Consider the following 23,120-nt stretch of genomic DNA (forward strand, 5'->3'; position numbering starts at 1 on the left):
CGTGCCCATGTCCGACGCGGCGACCAGCCCTGCCCTCCTTGCCGAGAGCGCGCCCGCGCCCGGAGCGCCTGCGCCCCCCGCCGAGCGCAGCGAGGCGCCCCCTCTCCCCTCGCTTGCACGCGCGTGGAGCGTTGCGGGCATCCTCTCGCTCGCCGCGATCGTCAGCTATATCGACCGCCAAGTGCTCAACCTCTTGGTCGAGCCGATCAAGGCCGACCTCGGCCTTACCGACGTCGAGATCAGCGTTCTGCAGGGCTTCTCCTTCGCGCTGCTCTACGCGGTCCTCGCCATACCGCTGGCGTGGGTGGCGGACCGGTCCAACCGCAAGTGGGTGATCCTGGGCGGCCTCGTGTGCTGGTCGGGCGCGACTTTCATGAGCGGTTTCGCCGCCGGCTTCGCGGTGCTGTTCATCGCGCGGATGCTGATCGGCATCGGCGAGGCGACCCTGAGCCCCGCCGGCTTCTCGATGATCGCCGACTGTTTCGAAAAGGCCCGTCTGCCCGCCGCTCTCAGCGTTTTCACCGGGTCGGGCTTCATCGGGTCGGGCCTCGCGCTGGTGATCGGCGGGGCGCTTTATGCGAGCCTCGAGGCGGCGGGTCCGATGACGCTGCCCTTCGGCACGTTCGAGCCTTGGCAGCTCACCTTCTTCGCCATCGCCGCGCTCAGCGTGCCGCTGTTCGTCCTCATCCTGCTGTTCGTGCGCGAGCCCGCGCGCCAGCCGGACACGCTCGCCCCGCCGCCCGAAGACAACCCTTCCGCGTTCGAGATCCTCACCTTCCTCAAGGCCCATGCCGCAGTCTACCTCCCGCTCTTTTTCGGCTTTTCCAGCTTCGCCGCGGCGCAGTTCGGGATCGGGGCGTGGGCGCCCAGCTTCTTCATCCGCACGCATGGCTGGACCCAGCTCGAGGTCGGGCAGGCATTGGGCCCGGTGGTCATGGCGACGGGGCCGCTGGGCGTGGTCGCGGGCGGATTCCTTGCGGAAAGGCTGCTGCTGCGCGGTGTGCGCGATGCGACGCTCAAGCTGTCGATGGGCGCGATCGCCTGCGCCCTGCCTTTCGCGCTCGCCTTTCCGCTGGTCGAGGGCGGCGCGCTGTCGCTCGCGCTGCTCGCCGCGGTGCTTGCCTTCGGGACCGTGCCGTTCGGAGCCGGGGTCGCGACCTTCCCGCTCATCACCCCCAACCGGATGCGCGCGCAGGTGATCGCGGTCTACCTGCTGGTGGCCAACCTGCTCGGCTATTCGGCCGGGCCGATCCTCGTCGCGTGGCTGACCGACGGCGTGTTCGCGGATCCTGCCGCGATCGACCTCTCGCTCGCCATCGCCGCGCCCGCCGTCATGGCAGCGGGCCTTGCCTTCATCGCCGCCGCGCTCGGCCCCTACCGGGCCCTGCTGGATGCGGCCCAGACAGCGGAGACCTGACCAATGGCCGTCATCGACCTAGCCCCCGAAACCCGCGCCTTCATCGGCGGCGACAAGAAGATGCTGATCGGCGGCGACTGGGCCGACCCGTCGCAGGATGCGGGCATCCCCGTCATCAATCCCGCCGACGGAGCCGCCCTCGCCCGGATCGCCGATGCCGCCGAGGCCGACGTGGACCGCGCGGTGAAGGCCGCCCGCCGCGCCTTCGACGAAGGCCCGTGGGGCACGATGAAGCCGGGCGAGCGCGCGCTCCTGCTCTACCGCATAGCCGATGCCGTCGAGGAACACGCCGAGCAGCTCGCCCAGCTCGAAACGCTCGACAACGGCAAGCCGATCAATTTCGCGCGCATGGATGTCCAGGCCGCGATCGGCGCGATCCGCTATTACGCCGGCTGGGCGGACAAGATCCACGGGACCACCCATTCGATCAATATGCCGGGCGAACACCACGTCTACACGGTTCGCGAGCCGGTCGGCGTCGCCGCGCTGGTCGTGCCGTGGAACTACCCGCTCGTCATGGCGGCGATGAAGCTCGGCCCCTGCCTTGCCGCGGGCTGCACCGCCGTGCTCAAGCCCGCCGAGGACACCTCGCTTTCCGCGCTGCGGCTGGGCGAGATCATGGTCGAAGCCGGCCTTCCCGAAGGCGTGCTCAACATCGTCACAGGCTACGGCCACACGGTCGGCAACGCGCTCGTCCACCATCCGGGGATCGACAAGATCGCTTTCACCGGTTCGACCGCGACCGGCAAGGTGATCGCCCACGCCGCCGCCGAGGGGCTGAAGAAGGTCAGCCTCGAACTGGGCGGCAAGTCGCCCAACATCATCATGCCCGACGCCGACCTCGAAGCGGCGATCCCGGCGAGCGCGCTCGGCATCTTCTACAACAGCGGGCAGACCTGCACCGCGCCCTCGCGGCTCTATGTGCACGAGGACGTCGCCGACACCGTGATCGAGGGCATCGCCGAGTTCGGGCGCAACATGAAGATCGCTCCCGGCCTCGACGAGGAAAGCATGATCGGCCCGCTCGTCAGCCAGAAGCAGTTCGACCGCGTGACGAGCTACGTCCAGAAGGGCGAGGCGGAAGGCGCGCGGATCGTCAGCGGCGGCCGGCGGCACGGCAATGAGGGCTATTTCCTCGAACCCACGGTGATCGCCGACACCACCAACGACATGACCGTGGTGCGCGAGGAAATCTTCGGCCCCGTCCTCGTCACCCAGACCTTCACGAGCGAGGACGAGGCGATCGCGCTCGCCAATGACAGCACTTACGGCCTTGCGGGCTGCGTGTGGACGAAGGACATGACCACCGCGCACACCATGGCGAAGAAGATCAAGGCGGGCATCCTCGGCGTGAACACCGCGATGGGGGCGGACTGGGACGTGCCGCTGGGCGGCTACAAGCAGTCCGGCATCGGGCGCGAGAACAGCCGCGAGGGGCTGGAACTCTATCTCAACACCAAGTCGGTCTTCGCCCAGCTCAAGTCGGCATGGTGAGCGCAGCGCCGGAAATCCGCCGCGTCGATGTGGGTGACGCGGAAATCCATACCGAGATAACGGGAAGCGGCCCGCCGGTCCTGCTCGTCGCCGGGCTCGGCGGGCGCGGGGCGTTCTGGTCCGAGCAGGTCGCGGCTTTCGCGGATCACTTCACGGTCATCTCCTTCGACCACCGCGGCTGCGGCAATTCGACGCCTGACAAGGTCGTCTACGGCGCCGAGCACATGGCACGCGACGTGCTCGCGCTGATGGACGGGCTGGGGCTGGAGAAAGTCCGGCTGGTCGGCCATTCGACCGGCGGGGCGATCGGGCAGCATATCGCCTTGTCCGACCCGGAGCGGCTGGAACGCCTCGTCCTTTCGTGCAGCTGGGCGGGGCCGGACACCTATCTTACCGAGCTGTTCCGCACCCGGCGCGAGATCCTCATCTCCTGCGGCCCGCTGGCCTATCTCACCACCGGCACATACCTCGCCATGCCGAGCCGCTATCTCCAGCCGCAGATGAAAAGCGCGCGCGCCTTCATGGAGGAACGCCTCGCCGCCTTCCCGGGGCTGGAAGTCGAGCTGTCGCGCATCAACGCGGTCTATACCCACGACCTGCGCAGCCGCCTGCACGAAATCACCGTTCCGACGTTCTGCATCGGCGCGATGGACGACCAGATCACCCCGCCCGGCTTCACCCAGGAACTCGCCCGGCTGATCCCGGATGCAAAGGAGCACCTGCTCGATCACGGCGGCCATTTCTGCCCGCGCGTGGTGACGGACGTCTATAACGAGGCCGTGCTCGACTACCTGAAGGCTTGAGAGGAGACCCTCATGGCAAGCGAACCCGATCCGCACCCGCCGCAAGGCCACATCACGAAAGGCCGCTCGGTCATCGTCGGCCCGGACGAGGGCCGCTCGCTGTGGCAGCCCATGCCGAGCCGGGGCTATGTCACCGTCAACCTGACGCCCGACAATATGCCCTACGACACGTTCTCGTCGGGAATACAGGTCATGCCTCCGGGCGGCATGGTGCGCGAGCACGGGCACAGGCAGAACCACGAACTCGTCTTCGTCTACGAAGGCACGGGCGAGGTCGATATCGACGGCGAGGTGACCGCGTTCGGTCCCGGCACGACGATCCTCTTCGCGCGCAACTGCACCCACTGGATCAAGAACACCGGCGACACCGACATGAAGATGTTCTGGGTGTTCTTCCCGCCCGGGCTGGAGGACTGGTTCTACGCCATCGGGCGCGACCGCGCGCCGGGCGAGGCCATGCCCGAACCGTTCGACCGGCCAGACAATGTCGAGGAGGTCATGGCGAAGATGCGCTTTCTCCCGCCGCGCTCGCAAGGCTGAGCCATGCGCATCGTCCCCCAATCCGAGGTCGAGCGCCTGCTCCCGGTCGATGCCTGCGTCCCCGTCATGCGCGATGCGATGATCGCCGTGTCGCGCCGCGACGTCTCGCTCCCCATCCGCCAGTTCATGCCCGTGCCGGGAGCCGCCGGAAAGCTCGCGCTGATGCCCGGCTCGCTCGGAACGGCGGGTAAAGAGGAGGACGCGAGTTTCGGTATCAAGCTGGTGTGCAAGTACGAACGGCCTCACGACGACCCGCTCGGCACCCATGTCGGCATGGTGATGCTGTTCGATAGCGCAAAGGGCGTGCCTCTCGCCATGGTCGAAGGCTCCTCGCTCACCGCGATCCGCACTTCGGCGGCGAGCGCGCTTGCGACCGACCTCCTCGCGCGCGCGGACGCGAGGACGCTCGCCATCATCGGCAACGGCGAACAGGCGATGCGGCATATCCCTGCGATGCAGGCGGTCCGCGACATCGAGCGGGTGCGGGTGTGGGGGCGCGATGCAGCGCGCGTTGCGGTCTTCGCCGGAGAGGCCAGCGCGCGCTTCGGCGTGCCGGTGGAGCCCGCATCGAGCGTGGCCGAAGCGGCGCGCGGCGCGGACATTATCTGCACCACCACCTCGGCCAAGGAGCCGGTGCTTTTCGGGGCCGACCTCGAGGCCGGGCAACACGTGAACCTCGTCGGCTCTGCGATCCCGACCACCGCCGAGATCGATCACGAAGCGGTCCGCCGGATGCGCTTCTTCGTCGATTACCGCGAGGCCGCGATGGCGGCTGCGGGCGAACTTCTCGCAGCGATCGAGGCCGGCGTCGTCACCGAAAAGCACATCCTCGCCGAGATCGGCGAAGTCGCCGCGGACCCCGCACTCGGCCGGACCTCGTCCGACGAGATCACCTGCTACAAGTCGCTGGGCGTCGCAGCACAAGACCTTGCCGCCGCCCACGCCGTATGGCGCATGGCCGAGGCCGAGGGCGCCGGGACCGCAATCGACCTGCTCGCCTGAGGCGCAGAAAAGAGAAGGGGCGGCATCGATCCCACGATGTCGCCCCTTCCCACCTCAAGCCCGCAGAAGGCTCAGAAATCCGCCGTCACGGTCGCGCCGAAAGTGCGCCTCTCGCCGAAGAACTGGCCGAAGGTGTTGCCGAAGGGCAGCAGCACGATGAAGGCGTTCGAGGTGTAGGTCTCGTCGAGCAGGTTCCTCGCCCAGATCCGCACCGAATAGCGATCGTCGAAGGTCAGCCCCGCGCTCGCGTTGACGAGGAAACGGTCGGGAATGATCGAGACATTCGCGCTGTCGCCGAAGAACTCGCTCTGCCAGCTCGCATCGCCGCGCAGGAAATAGCTGTTCCCGTCCCCGAATTCGCCGTCCCACTGCGCCCCGAAGGAAGCCTGGGTCGGCGGGGTGCGCTCGACCTCGTTGCCGCCGACATTGCCGTTGGTGTTGCACACCACGTTGTCGCACGGAACCGTCACGCCCGGCACGCCGCGGCTGAAGCGGCTGTCGACCGTGCCGTCGCCATAGGTCGCCTCGGTGTGGCTGAAAGTCGCATCGAGGCTGAAATTGTCGGTCGCCTGCCAGCGCGTCGCAAGCTCGATCCCGTAGACTTCCGCATCGCCGAGATTGACGGTGATGTTGGGCACGTTGGGATCCGCCGGGTTGTCCGGGTCCTCGTCGGCGGCGTTGATCTGGATGTCGCTCCAGTCGGTGTAGAAGACCGAGGCGTTGAAGATCAGGTCGCCATTGAGGAACGCGCTCTTGATGCCCGCTTCGTAGGTCCAGTTGGTTTCGGGATCGAAAGTGCGGTCCTCGATCCGGCGCGCGGTGACGTTGAAGCCGCCCGCCTTGGCCCCGCGCGCGGCGGTGGCGAAGAGCAGGATGTCTTGGTCGAATTCGTATTCCACGGTGAAGCGCGGGGTGAACTCGTCGAAGGTCTCGTTCAGAGTCACCGCCCGGCGGTTGTCGATCGCGGTGATCTCGGTTTCCGAATAACGCGTCTCCGCGCCCAGCGTCAGCCGCCCGTCGGACGAGGTCCAGTAAAGCTCGCCGAACACCGAGACGACCTCGGTGCGCGTGTTCTCGTCCGCGAGCAGGATGTTGAACGGCCCGAACGGGTTGAGATTGGGAACCGGCGTTCCGAGCAGCGGCTGGAAATTGTTCGCGTCCGTGATCGGCTGGAGGTTGATGCTGGAGAAGCGGTTGATGTCCCTCCCGTCCGACACGAAGCCGCCGACCGAGGCGCGGATCTGGCTGTTGTCGAAGGTCAGCCGCGCTTCGTGCGTGTCGTAATCTATGCTGCCCACCGGGGTCTGCTGGAAGTTGCACAGCGGGGTGACGATGTTGACGACCGTGCCGCAATTGATCGGGTCCGGCTCGCCGCTGGTGCCGATGTTCACATCGCCGTTCACGTTACCGAAGATGTAGTTGAAGGTGAGGTCCGAAGTGATCTCGGCGTTGATCTCGGCCCGGAAGATGCCGGTTTCGGACTGGTTGGCGAAGCTGCGCGGATCGACCGCGACGGCATCGCCGGGATCGGGAAATTCGCCCGCCAGAAGCGGGAAATTGCCGAAGCGCAGCGCGCCCGCATTGGTGATCGGTTCGAGCGCGAGGCTGCGCGAGGGATCGAGGATGCCGCCGGTCGAATCGGCGAAATAGCGCGAGGCGCGCGCCTCCTGGCTGACGTCGAAGTAATTGTAGGAGGCATTGAGCGTGATGCCCGGCGCGATTTCCGCCGCCGCGCTGACCGACAGCGCCTCGTTCTCCCAGCCGCCGACATTGCCGGTGGTGCTGGGCCCGTCCGCATTGAGCGTATCGGCGAAGGGATGGACGTTGTCCCACGTCCCGTCGAAGCTCGAATAATTGTAGCTCGCCGCGATCGCGAAATTCTCGACCGGCGACAGGTTGATGAAGATGCCGCCGTCATAGCGTTCGTCCGAGCCGACCGTGGCGGTCAGTTCGCCGTCGATCTCGCCGGTCATCTCAGCCTTTTTCGGGATGTAGTTGATCGCGCCCGAGAACGCGTTGCGCCCGTAGCGCGCGCTTTGCGGGCCCTTGACGATCTCGATCCGCGACAGGTTCACCGTGCCGAGATCGACCGCCCAGGAACGCGGGATGTAGATCCCGTCGAAGAAGGTCGAGACGTTCGATTCGAGCGCGGTCACGCGGGTCGTCGCCTGGCCGCGGATGACCGGCTGGGCGAAGCCGCCGGAGAAATCCTCGAAGCTGAAGCCGGGCGTGAAGCGGGCGACGTCGTCGAGTTCCTGCAGCGAGCGGCGGTCGATGTCCTCTTCGCCGAACGCCGTGATCGCGATCGGCACGTCCTGGATGTCTTCCGCCCGGCTGCGCGCCGTGACGATGATGGTGTTCGACGGCCGCTCGGTTTCGGCCTCGGCCTCTTCCATGTCCTGCGCGTTGGCCGCCTGCGGTGCGACCAGCGCCAGTGCCGTCGCGATGGCTCCGATGCTTGCCTGACGTCCGCCCGTTCCCCGTGTGAAGCGCGTCATGATATGCTCCCCGTTGTCTCGCATTGGGTGCGACCCCGGCATCGAAAATGACGCTCACTGTAACAATGTGTCGCCGCGATGCGTCGAAACTCTCCGACTGGCGGTCAAATGAGGGTCATGGACCTGAAGCGGCAAAGCCTTTCGCTAGGTTTCGGTTATCGCACGAGGGCTTACGCACACGATATGGAACACGCCTCGCTTCGCATCCCGAGCCGTCCGCACCCCGCCCGCAGGCTGGTGAGCGCCAGCGGCGTCGCGATCCTTGCAGGCGCGCTGGCCGCGGGCGCGTGCGCGCAGGACAGCGGCGCGCAGGACATTGCCGCGCCCGCCCCCGCACCCGCCGCCATGGCCGAGGCGGAGAGCCGCACGGCTTACCCGCCCGAGGACGAGGCGCTCTATCTCGCTCGCTTCAACCAGCTGCTCGAAGCCGCGCGCACCGGCGCAGGGCTCGGTTCCTACGACCCGCTCGAGCCGGTCGCGGGCGCGAGCGACCCGCAGCCGCTCCCGCGCGCCGAACGGCCCGCGCTGTCGGCCGAGGCGCTGGCCGAGGCGGAAAGCTACGCCGCCGCGCGCAATTCGAGCGCCTTCATCGTGATGAAGGACGGGGCGATCCAGCACGAGACCTATTTCGGCGAGACGACGCGCGACACGCCGATCGTCTCGCGCTCGCTCGCCAAGCCGGTCACCGCGCTGCTCGTCGGTCGCGCGATCATGCAGGGGCATATCGCCTCGCTCGACCAGCCGGTGGCGGATTTCATCACCGAATGGCAGGGCGATGCACAGCGCGAGAAAATCCTCGTGCGCCACCTGCTCGATATGCGCACGGGGCTCCTGCCGCAGGGCTTCTCGCGCGAGCCGGAGGACATCCTCAACCGCGCCTACCTCCACCCGCGCCACGACGAGGTCATCATCAACGACTACCCGCTCACCCATGAGCCGGGGACGCGCTACGAATATTCGAACGCCAATTCCGAACTGGTCGCGCCGGTCATCGAGCGCGCGACGGGGATGCGTTATTCCGAGTATCTGACCGAGGCCTTGCTCGAACCCATCGGCGCGTCCGGCGGGGAGGTGTGGGTCAACCGCGAGGGCGGGACGGCCCATTCGGGCTGCTGCCTGATGCTGCCCGCGCAAAGCTGGCTGCGCATGGCGATGCTGGTGATGAACGACGGCGAGTGGGAGGGCGAGCGGCTGCTGCCAGAAGGCTATGCCGAGGCCATGCGTACCGCGACCGACGAGAACCCGCATTACGGCATGGGCGTGTGGGTCGCAGGGCCCTACGTCCCCGAACGCGGCTTCGCCCATCCGAGTGTGCCCTACGGCAAGGTCGCCCATTCGGAGCCCTATCTCGACCGTGACCTCACCCTGTTCGACGGCAACGGCAACCAGGTGGTCTACATGATCCCCTCGCAGCGCATGATCGTGCTGCGGACCGGCAGCGCCCCGCCCAAGGACATGGCCTGGGACAACACGGTCCTGCCCAACCTCCTCATCCGCGACGCGGCGCGCCTTGCGGGCGAGCCGCTTCCCGAACCCCAGGAATAGTCGAAAGAGCCCGGCCCATGGCATCCACCGCCGCCCCGATCCCCGAGACGACGCGCGCCGCGCCTTCGGCCAAGCTGCCCTTCGCGCTCAAGCTCGGCTGGGGGTCGGGCGCCTTCGGCATCTCGCTGCTGATGAACGGGATTTCGGGCCTCATCCTGCTGTTCGCGGCGAGCATCCTGCAGATCGAGCCCGCGCTCGCCGGGACGGTCATCTTCCTTGCCAAGCTGGTCGATGTCGTCACCGACCCGCTGGTCGGCGTGTGGTCGGACCGCCACGAATCCCCGCGCGGGCGGCGGCGGCCCTTCCTGTTCTGGGGCGCGATCATGGCCGCGGCGAGCTTCGCGCTGATCTTCACCACGCCGGTGCTGGGGGGCCAGTACCTGACCGCGGCCTACCTGTTCATCGTGCTCAGTTTCTACGCCATCGGCTACACGATCTACAACATCCCCTACATGGCGATGCCCGCCGAAATGACCGAGGATTACCACGAGCGCTCCTCGATCCACGCCTTTCGCATGGTCTTCGTCTCGCTGGGCTCGCTGATCGCGGGCGCGGGGGTGAAGGTCGTGCTCGAATGGCTCGGCAAGACCGAGGCGCAGAGCTGGGCGATCGTCGGCCTCATCTGCGCCGCGCTGATCTTCGCCAGCCTGATGACCGCCTATTACGCCACGGCAGGCGCGCGCTTCACGCAAGGGGAAGGCAAGTCGGGCAAGAGCAACATGAGCCAGCTGGTCGAGGAATTCGGCGCGGTGAAGGCGAACCGCCATTTCCTGCGGCTCATCTCGGTCAAGTTCGCGCAGCTCATGGGCGTGCAGACGACGGCTGCGGCCTTCGCCTATTTCTTCGTCCAGAGCCTCGGGCGCGATTTCAACGTGCTGGCGATCTTCGGCGTCACCGTCACCGCCTCGACGATCCTGTGCGCGCCGCTGCTGGTGGCGCTGTCGCGGCGGATCGGCAAGAAGAACGCCTATTACCTCGCCGCCGGGACGAACGTGCTCTACGCGCTCAGCTGGTCGCTCGCCTCGGAAGGCGAGCCGATCTGGGCGATCGTGCTGCGCGGCGCGCTCGTCGGCCTCGCCTTCAGCGGCAATGTCGTCATGGCGATGTCGATGCTGACCGACATCATCAATGCCGATGCCGAGCGCACCGGCGTGCGCCGCGAAGGAGCCTTTACCGCGCTCTACAGCTTCGTCGAGAAACTGACCGGCGCGCTCGGCCCGCTGATCGTCGGCTTCGCCCTGTCCTTTGCGGGCTTCGACAACAAGCTGCCCTTCGACGTGCCGCAGGGCGGGAATGTCGACACGGCGCTGCTGGTTTCGGTATCCTGGCTTCCGGCCGTGTTCGGCGTGCTCGCGATGCTGCTTCTGTCGGGATACCGGTTGAGCGAAGACGACTTCGCGGGCGACAAGCAAGGAGCAAGGACATGACGACCCCGTTCCAGAACCCCCGGCTGCGCCAGCGCGGGCGCGCCTCGGTCGATTTCCTCGCCGGCATGGCGGCGGCCTCCGGTCCCGTTCGCGCGAGCGTCGATGCGGCGATTGCCGAGAAGGTGCCTTCACCGGACGCCCTGCCCGACAACCTCGACGAACGGCTCGTCCACATGGACGCGGCGCTGGCCGATTGCCCGGCCTGGCCGGTCCAGCAATTGCTCGGCGACTGGCACGGGCGGATGCACGGGCGCATTTCCGCCGAAGCCTTCGAGGAGGTCGAGGACGACCTCGCCCCGCTGTTCAAGGCGGCGGAGCAGGGCCCCGCGACCCTGCGGCTCGACCCCGCCATGAAAGCCCCCGATTACTGGGACGGCGTCCATTTCCACCGCACCACCGGCGGCTGGGAAGGCCACGCGAACATGGGCTACATCCACGGCGAGATCATCCACAAGAAGCTCGTCGGGCGGTTCTTTCCCGGCGGCATCTTCCAGCAGCGCCGCGACGTCGCCGCGATGGCCCCGCGTGAGACTTACAAGCGCATCCTCGACATGGGCTGCTCCTCCGGCCACTTCACCACCGCGCTCACCGAGACATACCCGCAAGCGCAGATCGTCGGGGTGGACCTGTCGGCGCGGATGCTCGAACACGCATGGCGCACGGCGAACGCGAACGGGTGGAACTGGCAGCTTTCGCAGCAAGCAGCCGAGGCGACCGATTTCGAGGACGCGAGCTTCGACCTCGTCGCAAGCTACATCATCCTCCACGAAATGCCGGCGGACGCGATCCGCAAGGTCTTCGCCGAGGCGTTCCGCCTGCTCGAACCCGGCGGCGACCTGCTGATGAGCGACGTCACGCGCTATGAGGACATGGACAAGCTCGCCGTGTGGAAGGCCGACCGCGGCGCGATGTTCGGAGGCGAGCCGCACTGGCGCGAAAGCGCGAGCCTCGATCTCGAGGCGGTCGCGCGCGAGGCGGGCTTCGTCGACGTGACGAGCAGCGGGCCCTATCCTTACGTCATCCAGGGGCGGAAAACAGAGGCATGAAGGACCCGCGCGATTTCAATACGCCCGACAATCAGATCCTCGGGCCGGAACACGTCGACAATCTCGCGCGCGCGGTGCTTTCGCTGACGCGTGAGGTCGCGGTGCTGACCGACCGGGTGATGGTGATCGAGACGCTGCTCGAACGCGAGGGCCTGGTGACAGTCGAGGCGATCGACACCTTCGAACCCGACGCTGCGTTCCAGAAGCGGGTCGACGAGGCGATGGCGACGATCACCGCCGGGGTGGTCGCGGCGCTGCAGGGCGCGGACCGGGACTAGCCTCTCAGCACCGCGGTCATGGCCGCCGCGCCCGCCGCGAGCGAGCCGATCCCCACCATCTTCAGCCGCGCGTCCGTCCGCTCGATCGCGGCGCGCATTTCGCCATAGGTGAGGTCCGGGTCCTGCGTCAGGAAGAAGCCGGGGCGCGCGAAATATTTCGGTAGCGCCGCGTTCAGCCCGCGCCGCAGCAGGAAGCCCGCGATCCAGCGCCGCATCGCCCAGGGGCGGTGGTTGTACTGCTCGGGAAAGACGTGGGTGACGAGCCAGCACAGGTCGCGCGCTTCGGGCAGGCGCTCTTCGGCATAGGCGGTAAGCGCGGTGTCGAGATCGCCCGCCGCCTCGAGGTGCTCTGCCAGCTTGTCAACGTCCTGCAGGGCGGAGTTCACCCCCAGCCCGAGGTCGGGCGGGAAGGCGTGGGCCGCGTCGCCTAAAAGCAGGGCGCGGCTGCGCGTCGGGCCGTCTCCGAAGGATGCCAGCAGTTCGCGCGCATATTGCGGGGCGGGAAAGGCGCCCGCTTCGAGCGAAACGAAATCCTCCGCTTCCTCGCGGCTGACGAGGTCGCGCACGGCGAGTTGCGGGAAGGAGTCCTCGAGAAAGGCGAGGAGGTCGTCCGCCGTCTCCAGCGTCCACAATTCGTGGTCCGCCTCGCGGATCAGGTTGACGCTGCGCGGGTGGCTCGCATCGGCGACGGGGAAGGCGAACAGGGCGCAGGCTTTCGTGCGGTCCTTGTGGCGCGAGGGGAGGATGTAGCTCATCGACGGATCGTCCACCGCCGCCCCGCCCTTCGCCGCGAAACGCGAGGGCAGGTTGAGCACCTTGTAGCGCAGCCCCGTCGAAAGCGAGGGCGTGGCGATCATCTCGAACCGCGCGGGGTCGATGCCGGGAAGGCCTTGCAGCCCGGAGCGGATCGCCGAGTTTAGCCCGTCGCAGGCGAGCACCAGCGTCGGCTCGAAGCTCTCGGAGCGGCCCTCGCCATCCTCGACCTCGACCGACAGCCCGCCCGCTTCGCTGCGGGTAAGCCCCGCGACCTTGTGCCCGTAAAGCAGCCGCACCTTGTCGCTCGCAGTCTCGCCGATCGCCTCGTAAAGCATGGTCAGCAGCGCGCGGCGCGTGGTCCAGTAACATACGGGCCGGTTCGGATCGATGATCGGCACGCCCTTGGTTTCGGCCTTGCCGTCGGGCGTTATCGTCGTCGCGGTGAATTCGCGCGTGGCGACGCCGACGGGCGGCAGGCGGTCCAGTATCTCGAGCCGCTCGAACAGGCGCTGCGAACGCTTGTCGACGAGGTAGTTGAAGCTCTTGTTCTTCTCGAAATCGGAAGGCCCGCTGCGGCGTTCGGCGAGCACGATTTCGTCCCAGCCGAGCCGGTCGAACAGCAGCGCCGCCGCCAGCCCCGCAGGTCCCCCGCCGCTGATGAAGACCGAACGTTTCGTCATGGGGGAAAGGGCTACCAGAACGCGCCCGCCAGCCGCCGCGCCGCTCGACGATGTTCGACTGGCGGACACATGGCGCCCCGGGCATGGAGGTCCGCTGCCCCGCTGCCAGTCTGACACCATGCCGAAAGCCGCCCTTGCCGCCGCCGCCCTGACCCTTGCGGGCTGCGCCTCCCTCCCCCTCGCTGCCGCCCTCGATGCCGCCTCCGCCCAGCCGCCCGCCTGCGCCCAGCTGCTCGCGGGCGCAGCGCAGAGCTTCGCGCTCGACCGCACGGCGGCGGACGGGCGCACCGTCCCGCTCACCGTCTTCGCCCCCGCCGAGCCGGGCGAATATCCTCTCGTCGCCTTCTCGCACGGCGCTTTCGCGACGCCGGGGCGCTACGAAGCGATGCTCGAACCGCTCGCGGCGGCGGGCTTCGTCGTGCTCGCGCCGATGCATATCGATTCCGAGGAATATCCGAGGGCCGAGGGCGAGCCCGCGCGGCCCGCGCACCCGGTGACATGGGCGGGCCGCACCGCCGACATGGACCTGGCGCTTGCGCCCGATGCGGCGATCCGGACGGCGCTGGCGGACAAGGGGTTGAGGCTCGAAGAGGGCAAGGTCATCGCACTCGGCCATTCCTACGGCGCGCTCATCGCGCAGCTTTACGGCGGCGCGGTGGCGGTGGAGCCGGACGGCGGCAGCGTCGACCGGCGCGACCCGCAAGTCGATGCCGTGGTCGCCTTCTCACCGCCCGGCCCGATGCCGGGGCTGATGGCGAGCGAAGGCTGGGCGAGCCTTGCCGCGCCTGCGCTCACCATTACGGGCACGGCGGACGTTCTGCCCGGCTTCATCGACGACTGGCGCGCCCATCTCGCCGCGCATGAAGCCGCCCCGGAAGGCGCGCGTGCCGTGTGGATCGGCGAGGGGATCGACCACTATTTCGGCGGCAGTTTCGGCCGGCCCGGCGAGGTGGGCGCGGAGGAAGCCCGCCTCTTCGCCCGTGCGCTCGAACGCACGCTGGCTTTCATGCAGGCCCATGTGCAGGATGAACCCGCCTGCCGGGTCGGAGCGCCGATCCCCGGCGAAACCTACGAGGAGGACGCGGCATGAGGATCGCCCGCCGGCTCGCACCCGCCGCGCTCGCGCCCGTCTTGGCCCTCGCCCTTGCGAGCGGGGTCGCTGCGCATGGTCCGGACGAGCGCTATTCCGATCTCGACAACCCCATGACGCCCGCCGATATGCAGGGCGCCAGCGTGCTCGATGTCGATCGCTACCGTCCGACCTACGCACTCGAAGGCTGCGCGAGCGACTTTCCCGCAGCCGCCGGGCCCGACGCAAACCTCGCCGCGGCGCTGGCCGAAGCGCAGGCGTTTTCGGATTCGCACAAGGGGCTCGGCCTGCTCGTGCTCAAGGACGGCGTGCCGGTCCACGAAAGCTATGGCGGCGGGGCGAGCGTTACCAGCACCAGCGCCTCGGCCTCGATGATGAAGTCGCTCATCGGCCTGCTTTACGGCATCGCGATAGAGGACGGCGTGATCGCCTCGGTCGACGACCCGATCGGCGATTACATCGCGGAATGGGAGGACGACCCGCGCGGGGCGATCACCCTGCGCCAGATGCTGACCATGTCATCGGGCCTCGCCCCGTCCGATTTCATGAAAATCATCTTCGCCCCCGACATCGGTGCCGAAGCGCTGAAACTGGAACTGGCGGGCGAGCCGGGCAGCACCTTCTACTACAACAACGCGGTGACGAAGCTGCTCACCCTCGCGCTCGACCGCGCGCTTGCCCGGCAGGAAAAGGGCGGCGTGCTGGACTATCTCGAAAGCGCGCTGTGGTGCCCGCTCGGCAATGGCCCGGCGCGGGTGTGGGTCGATCCCGCCGGCAAGGCGCGCGGCTATGCCGGGATGCAGGCGACATTGCGCGACTGGGCGCGAGTGGGCGAGATGATCCGCAATTCGGGCCGCGCGGGCGGCGAGCAGATCGTGCCCGCCAGCTGGATCGCAGCAATGGCGAGCCCGTCGCAGGCCAACCCGCAATACGGCCTGCACGTCTGGCTTGGGCGCGAACACACCCTTGAGCGCGCCTACAACGCGGACAATCCGGTGAAAGTGCCCCATTCCGAGCCCTTCGTGGCGGAGGACATCGTCTATTTCGACGGCTTCGGCGGGCAGCGGGTCTATGTCCTGCCCTCGCAGGGCTTCACGGTGGTGCGGATCGGCGAGGTCGACCTGACCTATGACGACGCGGTCATCCCCAACCTGCTGGCGCGCGCCGCCGAATAACCGGGCGGATTAATTCGCCCTCTCAGTTCGCAGGCGCGGTGCTGCGGTCGGAGAGCGCGTTCGCGTCCTCTTTCGCCTTCATCTTCTTGAAGGTCTCGTATTCGTTGACCTCGCCCATCGTCTTCTTGGGCCAGCGGGTGGCGAAGCCGCGCGGATACTCCGCATCGCCCTCGCGCCGCCCGTCTTCCGACCACAGCAGCGGGAAGAGCGGGCCTTCGGGCTTTTCCCCGTCGAGCATTTCATCGAAGCTGCATCCGGCAATGTTGAGGCAGTCGGGCCGCGGAGCCCAGCGGATGTCGTCGCCGAACACCCGGATCGAGACCGCCACGCGCCAGTCGTCGGTCGGATTGCCGGCCGAATAGTGCAGCGCCCAGGGATGGACGATGAGCATGTCGCCCGGGTCCATTTCCCACTTGAGGAACCTCAGCCCCTCCTCGCCGCGCCTGCTTTCGATGTCGGGATGCGGCACGCGGTCGTCGGGCTTGATCATCTTGCGCGCGTTCGGGCTGAACAGCCAGTAGGGCACGTCGTCGTGTTGCGTCCCCGCAAGCACTTCGAGGCAGTTCTCCTCGACGATCGGCGTGAGCGGGATCCACAGCGAAGGCACCATGAAGCCCTCGACCGGGAAGGCCATGCGGTCGCAGTGCCACAGGGTCGCGGCGTCGGATTGCGGGGGCTTGGCGAAGAATTCGTCGAAGAAGAAGCGGATTTCCTTCGACTGCATCACCTTGCCCGCGGCCTCGGCCACCGGGCCTTCGAAGACCAGCCGGCGATATTCCTCGATGCAGCGCGCCATGTAGCGGCCGGGAATCGTGGGCAGCAGGCCGACGTCCTTCTTGCCTACGATGACCTCGCGCGCGATCGGCTCCAGCGCCTCGACCCAGTCCTGCGAGAGCACCTTGCGCAGGCACACCGCGCCGTCGCGGCGATAGGTCTCGATGTCCTCGTCGGTGATGTCCACGAGCGGGCTGGTGTTGAAGGCCATGGCCGGTGTCCTCTTGCGCTGTCCTCGTCCCTTGCGCCCCCCCTACCAGTCCCGCCGCGCGCGGCTCGGGCCTGCCCGCGCGCCTATCCGCGCATCGGATAGTCGCGATGTAAAGCCTGCCTTGCCGCCCCCCATTGTCCGCAGGGCGAGAAACGCATGGTCGCAAGGTTCGCAACCGCCGCCCGAGCGCCGAGACCGGCCAAAAGCGCACGGCGAACCGTGCCGATGACGAGCGTAAGAGAGAACAGGACGGAGCCGCGAAGGGATGACAGAAATTCGCACGCAGGTCGCGATCGCGGGCGCAGGGCCGGTCGGCACGGTCGCGGCCTATTGCCTTGCGAGCCAGGGCGTCGATGTCGTCCTGCTGGAAGAAGGCGCGGACTGCGCGCTCGACCTGCGCGCCTCGACCTTCCACCCGCCGACGCTCGAAATGCTCGACGAATTCGGGATCACGCGGCGGCTCATCGAAAGGGGCCTGAAAGCGCCGATCTACCATTTCCGCGAGCGCCGCACGGGCGAGGTGATCGATTTCGACATGAGCGAGCTCGCCGACGTGACGCGCTATCCCTACCGCGTCCAGTGCGAGCAGTATCACCTCTCGCGGATGCTGTCCGAACTGGTGCGCGAACAGGCGGGCGCCGAAGTCCTGTTCGGCCACCGCGTCGCCGCGGTCGAGCAGGGGCCGGACGAGGTCACGATCCACGCCGAGGCGCCGACCTCGATCCTCACGATCAAGGCCGATTACCTGATCGGCGCGGACGGGGCGAACAGCACGGTGAGGAAATGGCTCGGGACCGAGTTCCACGGCTTCACCTATCCGGAAAAGTTCCTCTGTTTCACCACCGAGGAACCGCTGGAGGAGCACATTTCGGGCCTGTGCCACGTCAATTACGTCTCCGACCCGGAAGAATGGATGGTGCTGCTGCGCGTGCCTTCGCTGTGGCGGGTGCTGGTCCCTGCCGACATGGACACGCCCGACGAGGTGCTGCTTGCCGATCCCAAGAAGAACGACGTGTTCGAGCGGCTGATCGGGCGCGGCGAAGAGGTCGCGACGCATCACCGCACGATCTACCGGGTGCACCAGCGGGTGGCGAAGAGCTTTCTCGAAGGGCGCGTGGCGCTGATCGGGGACGCGGCGCATCTCAACAACCCGATCGGCGGCTTCGGCATGAACAGCGGCATCCACGATGCCTTCAACCTCGCCCGGCGGCTGGTGCGGGTGTTCAACGAAGGCGCGGATGCCGACAGCGAACTCGCCGCCTTCGAGCGCCAGCGCCGCACGACGACGCATGAATTCATCCAGGCCCAGACGATCCGCAACATGGAATATCTCAAGGAAGGCGAAGGCCAGCTCCACGCCCGCCGCAAGGCCGAGATGGAAGCGATCCGCGCCGATCCCGAACGACGCCGCGCCTTCCTGCTGCGGCAATCCATGATCGAATGCGTCGAGCGCGAAAGGATGGCCGCGTAATGCCGCTGAAGCCTCGCCCCGATCCCGACGTGCTCGGCCACCGGCGGCTGTTCGGCGTGCTCGGCCCGTCGACCAACACGGTGGTCCAGCCCGATTTCGACGACCTGCGCGTGCCCGGCGTCACAAATCATTACAGCCGCATCGTGGTCGACGACGCGCAGGCGATTTCGGACGAGACCTTCATGGCGGGCACGCTCGAAATCAGCCGCAACACGATCGACGCGGTGCGCGGCGTTTTGACCTGCAATCCCGACTACCTCGTGATGGGGATGAGCGCGGTGACCTTCTACGGCGGCGCGGAGGGCGCTGCGAAATGGCGCGAGAACATCGAGAAGGAGGCGGGGCTCAGCCTGTGCACCGGCTCGCAATCGCTGATCGAGGCGTTCAACGCCTATGGCGGGATCAAGCGCATCGCGGTGATCTCGCCCTATTACCCCAGCGCCAACGCGCAGGTCGCGCGCTTCATGGCGGACCACGGCATCGAGGTCGTGCGCGACACCTGCCTGCAATGCCCGAGCTGGACCGCGATCGCGCAGGTTCCCGTCGCCACCTTGCGCGAGGAACTGAAGAAGCTCGACGGCGACGATGTCGATGCGCTGGTGCAGGTCGGCACGAACCTGTCGATGGTGAAATTCGCCGCCGCGGCGGAGCTGTGGCTCGGCAAGCCCGTGATCGCGATCAACACCGCGACCTACTGGAACGCGCTGCGCCAGAACGGCATCATGGACAGAAAGCCCGGCTTCGGTCGGCTGATGGAAGAATTCTGAGGGGGATCGCCCGGAAATGTTCGAATACGACTACGTGCCGCTTCCCGAGCGCGCGCCGCTGAAATGGCCGAACGGGGCGAAGGTGGCGCTGATGTTCACCTTCAACCTGGAAACCTGGGACCTCGTCAAGGACACCGACCAGCCCTATTACGCGGGCGGCCCGGCGCTGCTGCCCAACGCGCTTGCCGGGCGCATCCCCGATTATCCGAACTATTCCTGGCGCGAATACGGCCAGCGCGTCGGCGTGTGGCGGATGTTCGAGCTGTTCGACGAAATGGGCGCGAAGGCGGGCTGCACGGTCAACGCCGTCACTTTCGAGCGCCGCCGCGCGATGGCCGATGCCTGCCTCGAGCGGGGCTGGGAACTGATCGCCCATAATTACGAACAGGGCGAGCTGCTGACCGATTTCCACGACGACATCGATGCCGAACGCGACATCATCCGCCGCTCGGTCGAGATGTATGAACGCCACGCCGGAAAGAAGCCGAAGGTGTGGCTGTCGAGCTCGCTGCGCGGCACGCTCAACACGCCGACCATCCTCGTCGAGGAAGGGTTCAAGGCCTACTGCGACATCATGAACGACGACCAGCCCTACATGATCCGCACCGATGCCGGGCCGATCGTCGCGACGCCTTATTCCAACGTCATCAACGACTTCACCATCCTCACCCGCAACGCGCGCACGACCGACGAATACCGCGATATCCTGATCGAGGAGCTGAAAGTCCTCCACGAAGAGGGCGCCAAGACCGGACGCATCATGAATGTCGGCCTCCACCCGCACGTCTCGGGCCGGGCCTACACGATCCGGGCGCTGCGCGAGTTCATCGAATACGCGCAGAGCCTCGACGGCATCTGGTGGGCCACCCGCGAGGAAATCGCCGACTGGTATGCCGAAAACCACGAAGGCCATTTTCCCGGCCAGCTCGGCGGATGACCGGGGGCGCGGCCACGAGCGGGGAGAGCGCCCGCGCGCGGCTCGTCGGCTGGGCGTTCTGCCTTGCGCTGATCGCGCATTCCTTCCTCATCGTCGTCCTGCCGCGGCTCGACAAGGAATCGGCCGTGCGCGACCTTGCGAGAAGCTGGCACTACGCCATCGGCATCGCGCTGCTCGTCTTCGGCGTGTGGCGGCTGTGGCTGTGGTGGCGCGAGCGCGGGGCGATTGCGCCGGACATCCTGCCCCCGGCGGCGCGGTTCTGGCACCATGCGCTGTGCCTCGGCGTGCTGCTGCTGGTGGTGGTCGGCGGGCCATTGGGCTTCCTCTACGGCTGGACAGAGGGGCGCGCGATCAACCCGGCGGGCCTCTTCACCATCCCCGCGCCCATCGGCAAGGACCATGTCGTGTGGAAATTCACCGGCTACTTCCACTCGGCCAGCGCCAATGCGACCGTGCTTCTCGCCCTCGCGGCGCTGGTGAGCGCGGGCTACACCTATGCGCGCTATGGCAAGGGGCTCCTCAGCGCCTTTCCGGCGGGCTTCGGCCTGCTCTTCCTCGTGCGCTCGGCGCTGTTCATCTACGCGATCAATTCCTTCGCCGCGCGCGAGCCGGGCTATATCGCCGCCGCGATCTTCCTTGCGATCTGCGCCGCCTTCTGGCTCGCCGTGCGCGCGCTGCGCAAGGGGCGGTTCGCCGCGACCGAGGGCAAGCGCGGCGGCATCGTGTGGAACACCGGCGCGCTTGCGGGCGTGGTGGCGGTGGTCGGCTTCGGGCTGACCATGCCCTATCTTCTCTTCCGCGTGACGCCCTTCTCCAGCGGCGTGGTGGTCGAGGCGGACCCCTCGATCACCTGGCATCGCGAACGCGTCGCGCAAGTCGACTGGGCACCGCCCACCCAGTTCCAGCTCACCACCGGGCAAGAGACCTACAAGTGGTGCAAGTTCTGCCACACGATGGAGCCGGGCGAGGCGCATCTCGTCGGGCCAAACCTCGCCAACATCTTCGGCCAGCGCGCCGGAACCGTGCCCAATTTCCCCTATTCCCCCGCGCTCGCGGAGGCGGGTGCGAACGGCCTCGTCTGGAACGAGGAGACGATCAGGCAATATATCGGCGGGCCGGACGAATTCGTGCCGGGGACCAGCATGATGATCTCGAGCGGGCCTGTCACCGATCCCGCGCTGCAGGACGCGGTGATCGCGAGCCTGAAGCGCGATACGATGTTCGCAGAGGGCGAGCAGCCCGAATAGGGTTTCAGACCAGCATCACCGTGTCGTTCCCGAAAGGCAGGCTTTCGCAGCGCGTGAGGATGTAGTCGGCGACGTCCGCGCGGGCGATCATCTGCTTGCCTTTCGAGCGCTGGCCGCCGCGCAATTCGGTCCATTCCCCGCTCGCCTCGCCTTTTGTCAGCCCGCCGGGGCGCACGATGAGGTAGTCGAGCCCTGCGCGCATGATCGCCTCTTCCTGCCGCTCCTTGTCGGCCCAGATCTCCTTCGCCAGCGTCTTTATGATGAGCTTCATCAGGCGGCTGTTGACCTGGCCGTAGGAGTCCCCGCAGCCGAGCGAGGTGACCGCGGCGAAATGGCGCGTGCCCGCCTGCTCCATCGCGGCAAGGATCGCCTTCGTCGCATCGGACAGGACCGTGTTCGGCTTGCGGCTGGTCGTGCCGAGCGCGCTCACCGCGACATCCGCGCCGTCCAATGCGCGGGCGATGGCGGCGGTATCGGACAAGTCGCCTTCGACGCGCCGGATCGCGGGATCGAGATCGGCGATCTTGCCTGCATTGCGGCAATGCGCCGTGACCTCGTGCCCGCGCGCCAGCGCGCGCTCGCACAGCAGGCGGCCCGTGCGCCCGGTGCTTCCGAAAACCGCGATCCTCATGGCCGTCCCCTGCCTTTCGCCTGTCCCGGGCAATGTGCCCTCATGCGAAGGATTTCCCCTCTCCCCGACCGCGTCTGTCCGACTGGCGAGCATTGGTCCGGACAAATCCGATGCACTCCCCCGCGCTCCTGTAGCTTCCCTAACGGAAAGGAGATCGACAATGCATCGCAGAGACTTCCTCGCAGGCAGCACCGCCGCAGCCGCCGCCGGCCTCACGCTCACCCCCGGCATGGCGCAGGCCATGGAGAAGATGGGGGGCAAGGCGGGGTCGATGGACCGATCGCTGACCGGCGATTTCCTCGACCTGACCAAGCCCGAAGGCAACCGCGAAGCCTGGGCGCGCCTGCTCGGCAACACCGACACGCAGTCGACCAAGTACGGTTTCGCCGAAGGCATCATCCAGGGCGTGCGCCCGAACGAGGCGCTGCGCGACCTCGTCGGCTTCACCATGGTGTCGTGCGCGCGCCTGCTCCCGCACGAGGACGGGGTGGGCTATCGCAAGGTTCTGCGCGAAATCGGCTTCTACACCGACATCAAGACGGGCGAGATCCTGACCGAATGGGAAAACCCCTACATGGGCGAGACGGTCAAGGTCGTGCCGATCGCCAATGACCCGTTCAACCACACGATCACCAATTTCTACCCCGAACCGCCGAGCTATGGCGGGTTGAACAAGGACAAGCCGCCGAAAATCCCGCTGATGCTCGATTTCCGGCGGCGCGGCGACCTCCTCAACCTCTTCAGCCACATCAACCTGTTCTATCCCAGCGCCCTCCAGCCGAGCCAGTGGCCGCGGGAATCCTCCGGCGAATTCAACCGGGTGACCGAGACCTTCCTCTATTTCATCGACTGGAACGAGATGCAGAACCCTGACATCACCAGCGTCGAATACAACGGGACGTGGTCGCGGGTGACGCCGTGGCTGCCGTGGATGCTGATGGGGCCGAGCGAGGGGCACTGCGTCTATCAGACCTTCATGGGCGCGGTGGATTCGATCGACAAGCTGCCCAATCCGGCGACGGTCGAATATATCCGCGAAAACCATCCCAAGTATCTCGAAGCGCCCGAGAAATGGGAAGAGCCCTCGCTCTCCTCGCTCGAATGGTATGCCCGCCAGCAGAGCCCCGCCCCGCTTCCCGCGAGCGGCGAGATCCCGATGGCGCCGACCGCGGAGCTGCCCGAATGGTGGCAGCGCATGAAGGCCGCGCGCGCGGCCGGACAGGGCGGCTGAAAAGCCGAAGCCAGGGAGCGCGCGATCCGCAAGGGCGGACGCGCGCTTTCCCAAAAACTCTGCCCGCAGAGCGGAGAAAGCAACAATGATGCAGGTATCG

At 67.2% G+C, this 23,120-nt stretch carries 20 protein-coding genes; 16 read left to right on the plus strand and 4 right to left on the minus strand.

Features of this window, described 5'->3' with window-relative positions:
* Window positions 1-7: 7 nt before the first annotated feature.
* The 5 genes from G9473_RS07765 to G9473_RS07785 are packed head-to-tail and all read left to right on the plus strand — an operon-like array spanning window position 8 to window position 5,256.
* Window positions 8-1,417: an MFS transporter gene (locus tag G9473_RS07765; protein ID WP_291138084.1), complete on the plus strand. Its 1,410-nt coding sequence runs from the start codon at window positions 8-10 to the stop codon at window positions 1,415-1,417.
* Between the two features lie 3 nt (window positions 1,418-1,420).
* Window positions 1,421-2,911, plus strand: a complete 1,491-nt coding sequence (locus tag G9473_RS07770; protein WP_291138087.1) for an aldehyde dehydrogenase family protein — start codon at window positions 1,421-1,423, stop codon at window positions 2,909-2,911.
* On the plus strand, window positions 2,905-3,714 hold the full coding sequence (locus G9473_RS07775; protein WP_291138090.1) for an alpha/beta fold hydrolase: 810 nt from the start codon (window positions 2,905-2,907) through the stop codon (window positions 3,712-3,714). Before G9473_RS07770 ends, G9473_RS07775 begins: the two co-directional genes overlap by 7 nt.
* A gap of 12 nt (window positions 3,715-3,726) precedes the next feature.
* A complete protein-coding gene (locus tag G9473_RS07780; protein ID WP_291138093.1) occupies window positions 3,727-4,254 on the plus strand; it encodes a cupin domain-containing protein in 528 nt (175 codons plus the stop codon).
* Between the two features lie 3 nt (window positions 4,255-4,257).
* Entirely contained in the window at window positions 4,258-5,256 is a 999-nt protein-coding gene (locus tag G9473_RS07785) for an ornithine cyclodeaminase family protein (RefSeq protein ID WP_291138096.1), read from the plus strand.
* A gap of 71 nt (window positions 5,257-5,327) precedes the next feature.
* Here G9473_RS07785 and G9473_RS07790 read toward each other — a convergent pair whose 3' ends face one another.
* Window positions 5,328-7,754, minus strand: a complete 2,427-nt coding sequence (locus G9473_RS07790; protein ID WP_291138099.1) for a TonB-dependent receptor — start codon at window positions 7,752-7,754, stop codon at window positions 5,328-5,330.
* Between the two features lie 183 nt (window positions 7,755-7,937).
* Here G9473_RS07790 and G9473_RS07795 point away from each other — a divergent pair, with 183 nt between their 5' ends.
* From G9473_RS07795 to G9473_RS07810, 4 genes are read left to right on the plus strand one after another with little or no spacing between them, the layout of a single operon-like run.
* Window positions 7,938-9,299, plus strand: a complete 1,362-nt coding sequence (locus G9473_RS07795) for a serine hydrolase (RefSeq protein ID WP_291138102.1) — start codon at window positions 7,938-7,940, stop codon at window positions 9,297-9,299.
* 17 nt (window positions 9,300-9,316) lie between these two features.
* Complete coding sequence (locus G9473_RS07800; protein ID WP_291138105.1) at window positions 9,317-10,726, plus strand: MFS transporter; 1,410 nt, start codon at window positions 9,317-9,319, stop codon at window positions 10,724-10,726.
* Window positions 10,723-11,772, plus strand: a complete 1,050-nt coding sequence (locus G9473_RS07805) for a class I SAM-dependent methyltransferase (protein WP_291138108.1) — start codon at window positions 10,723-10,725, stop codon at window positions 11,770-11,772. The genes G9473_RS07800 and G9473_RS07805 overlap by 4 nt, the downstream gene beginning before the upstream one ends.
* Window positions 11,769-12,050, plus strand: coding sequence for a hypothetical protein (locus G9473_RS07810; RefSeq protein WP_291138111.1), 282 nt, complete (start codon window positions 11,769-11,771; stop codon window positions 12,048-12,050). The genes G9473_RS07805 and G9473_RS07810 overlap by 4 nt, the downstream gene beginning before the upstream one ends.
* On the opposite strand, the gene G9473_RS07815 is transcribed toward G9473_RS07810, so the two are convergent.
* A complete protein-coding gene (locus G9473_RS07815) occupies window positions 12,047-13,486 on the minus strand; it encodes an NAD(P)/FAD-dependent oxidoreductase (protein ID WP_291138114.1) in 1,440 nt (479 codons plus the stop codon). The genes G9473_RS07810 and G9473_RS07815 overlap by 4 nt on opposite strands.
* A gap of 118 nt (window positions 13,487-13,604) precedes the next feature.
* On the opposite strand from G9473_RS07815, the gene G9473_RS07820 reads away from it, so the two are divergent.
* Entirely contained in the window at window positions 13,605-14,576 is a 972-nt protein-coding gene (locus G9473_RS07820; RefSeq protein WP_291138117.1) for a hypothetical protein, read from the plus strand.
* Window positions 14,573-15,751 carry a serine hydrolase gene (locus G9473_RS07825; protein WP_291138120.1) on the plus strand — a complete coding sequence of 393 codons (1,179 nt, stop codon included), beginning with the start codon at window positions 14,573-14,575 and terminating at the stop codon, window positions 15,749-15,751. The genes G9473_RS07820 and G9473_RS07825 overlap by 4 nt, the downstream gene beginning before the upstream one ends.
* A gap of 22 nt (window positions 15,752-15,773) precedes the next feature.
* Here the strand turns inward: G9473_RS07825 and G9473_RS07830 are convergent, their stop codons facing one another.
* Window positions 15,774-16,736: a phytanoyl-CoA dioxygenase family protein gene (locus G9473_RS07830; protein WP_291138124.1), complete on the minus strand. Its 963-nt coding sequence runs from the start codon at window positions 16,734-16,736 to the stop codon at window positions 15,774-15,776.
* Window positions 16,737-17,001: 265 nt separating this feature from the next.
* Between G9473_RS07830 and G9473_RS07835 the strand changes: the two genes are divergently transcribed.
* From G9473_RS07835 to G9473_RS07850, 4 genes are read left to right on the plus strand one after another with little or no spacing between them, the layout of a single operon-like run.
* Window positions 17,002-18,207, plus strand: coding sequence for an NAD(P)/FAD-dependent oxidoreductase (locus G9473_RS07835; RefSeq protein WP_291138127.1), 1,206 nt, complete (start codon window positions 17,002-17,004; stop codon window positions 18,205-18,207).
* Window positions 18,207-18,974 (plus strand): arylmalonate decarboxylase, encoded by a 768-nt coding sequence (locus tag G9473_RS07840; RefSeq protein WP_291138131.1) that lies wholly within the window; start codon window positions 18,207-18,209, stop codon window positions 18,972-18,974. The genes G9473_RS07835 and G9473_RS07840 overlap by 1 nt, the downstream gene beginning before the upstream one ends.
* A 16-nt stretch (window positions 18,975-18,990) precedes the next feature.
* Complete coding sequence (locus G9473_RS07845; RefSeq protein ID WP_291138134.1) at window positions 18,991-19,911, plus strand: polysaccharide deacetylase; 921 nt, start codon at window positions 18,991-18,993, stop codon at window positions 19,909-19,911.
* Entirely contained in the window at window positions 19,908-21,158 is a 1,251-nt protein-coding gene (locus tag G9473_RS07850) for a hypothetical protein (RefSeq protein ID WP_291138136.1), read from the plus strand. The genes G9473_RS07845 and G9473_RS07850 overlap by 4 nt, the downstream gene beginning before the upstream one ends.
* Before the next feature lie 4 nt (window positions 21,159-21,162).
* Here G9473_RS07850 and G9473_RS07855 read toward each other — a convergent pair whose 3' ends face one another.
* Window positions 21,163-21,789 carry an NAD(P)-dependent oxidoreductase gene (locus G9473_RS07855; protein ID WP_291138139.1) on the minus strand — a complete coding sequence of 209 codons (627 nt, stop codon included), beginning with the start codon at window positions 21,787-21,789 and terminating at the stop codon, window positions 21,163-21,165.
* Window positions 21,790-21,949: 160 nt separating this feature from the next.
* On the opposite strand from G9473_RS07855, the gene G9473_RS07860 reads away from it, so the two are divergent.
* On the plus strand, window positions 21,950-23,020 hold the full coding sequence (locus tag G9473_RS07860; protein WP_291138141.1) for a DUF1838 family protein: 1,071 nt from the start codon (window positions 21,950-21,952) through the stop codon (window positions 23,018-23,020).
* Window positions 23,021-23,120: the final 100 nt, after the last annotated feature.

Source organism: Erythrobacter sp. (assembly GCF_011765465.1).
GTDB lineage: Bacteria > Pseudomonadota > Alphaproteobacteria > Sphingomonadales > Sphingomonadaceae > Erythrobacter.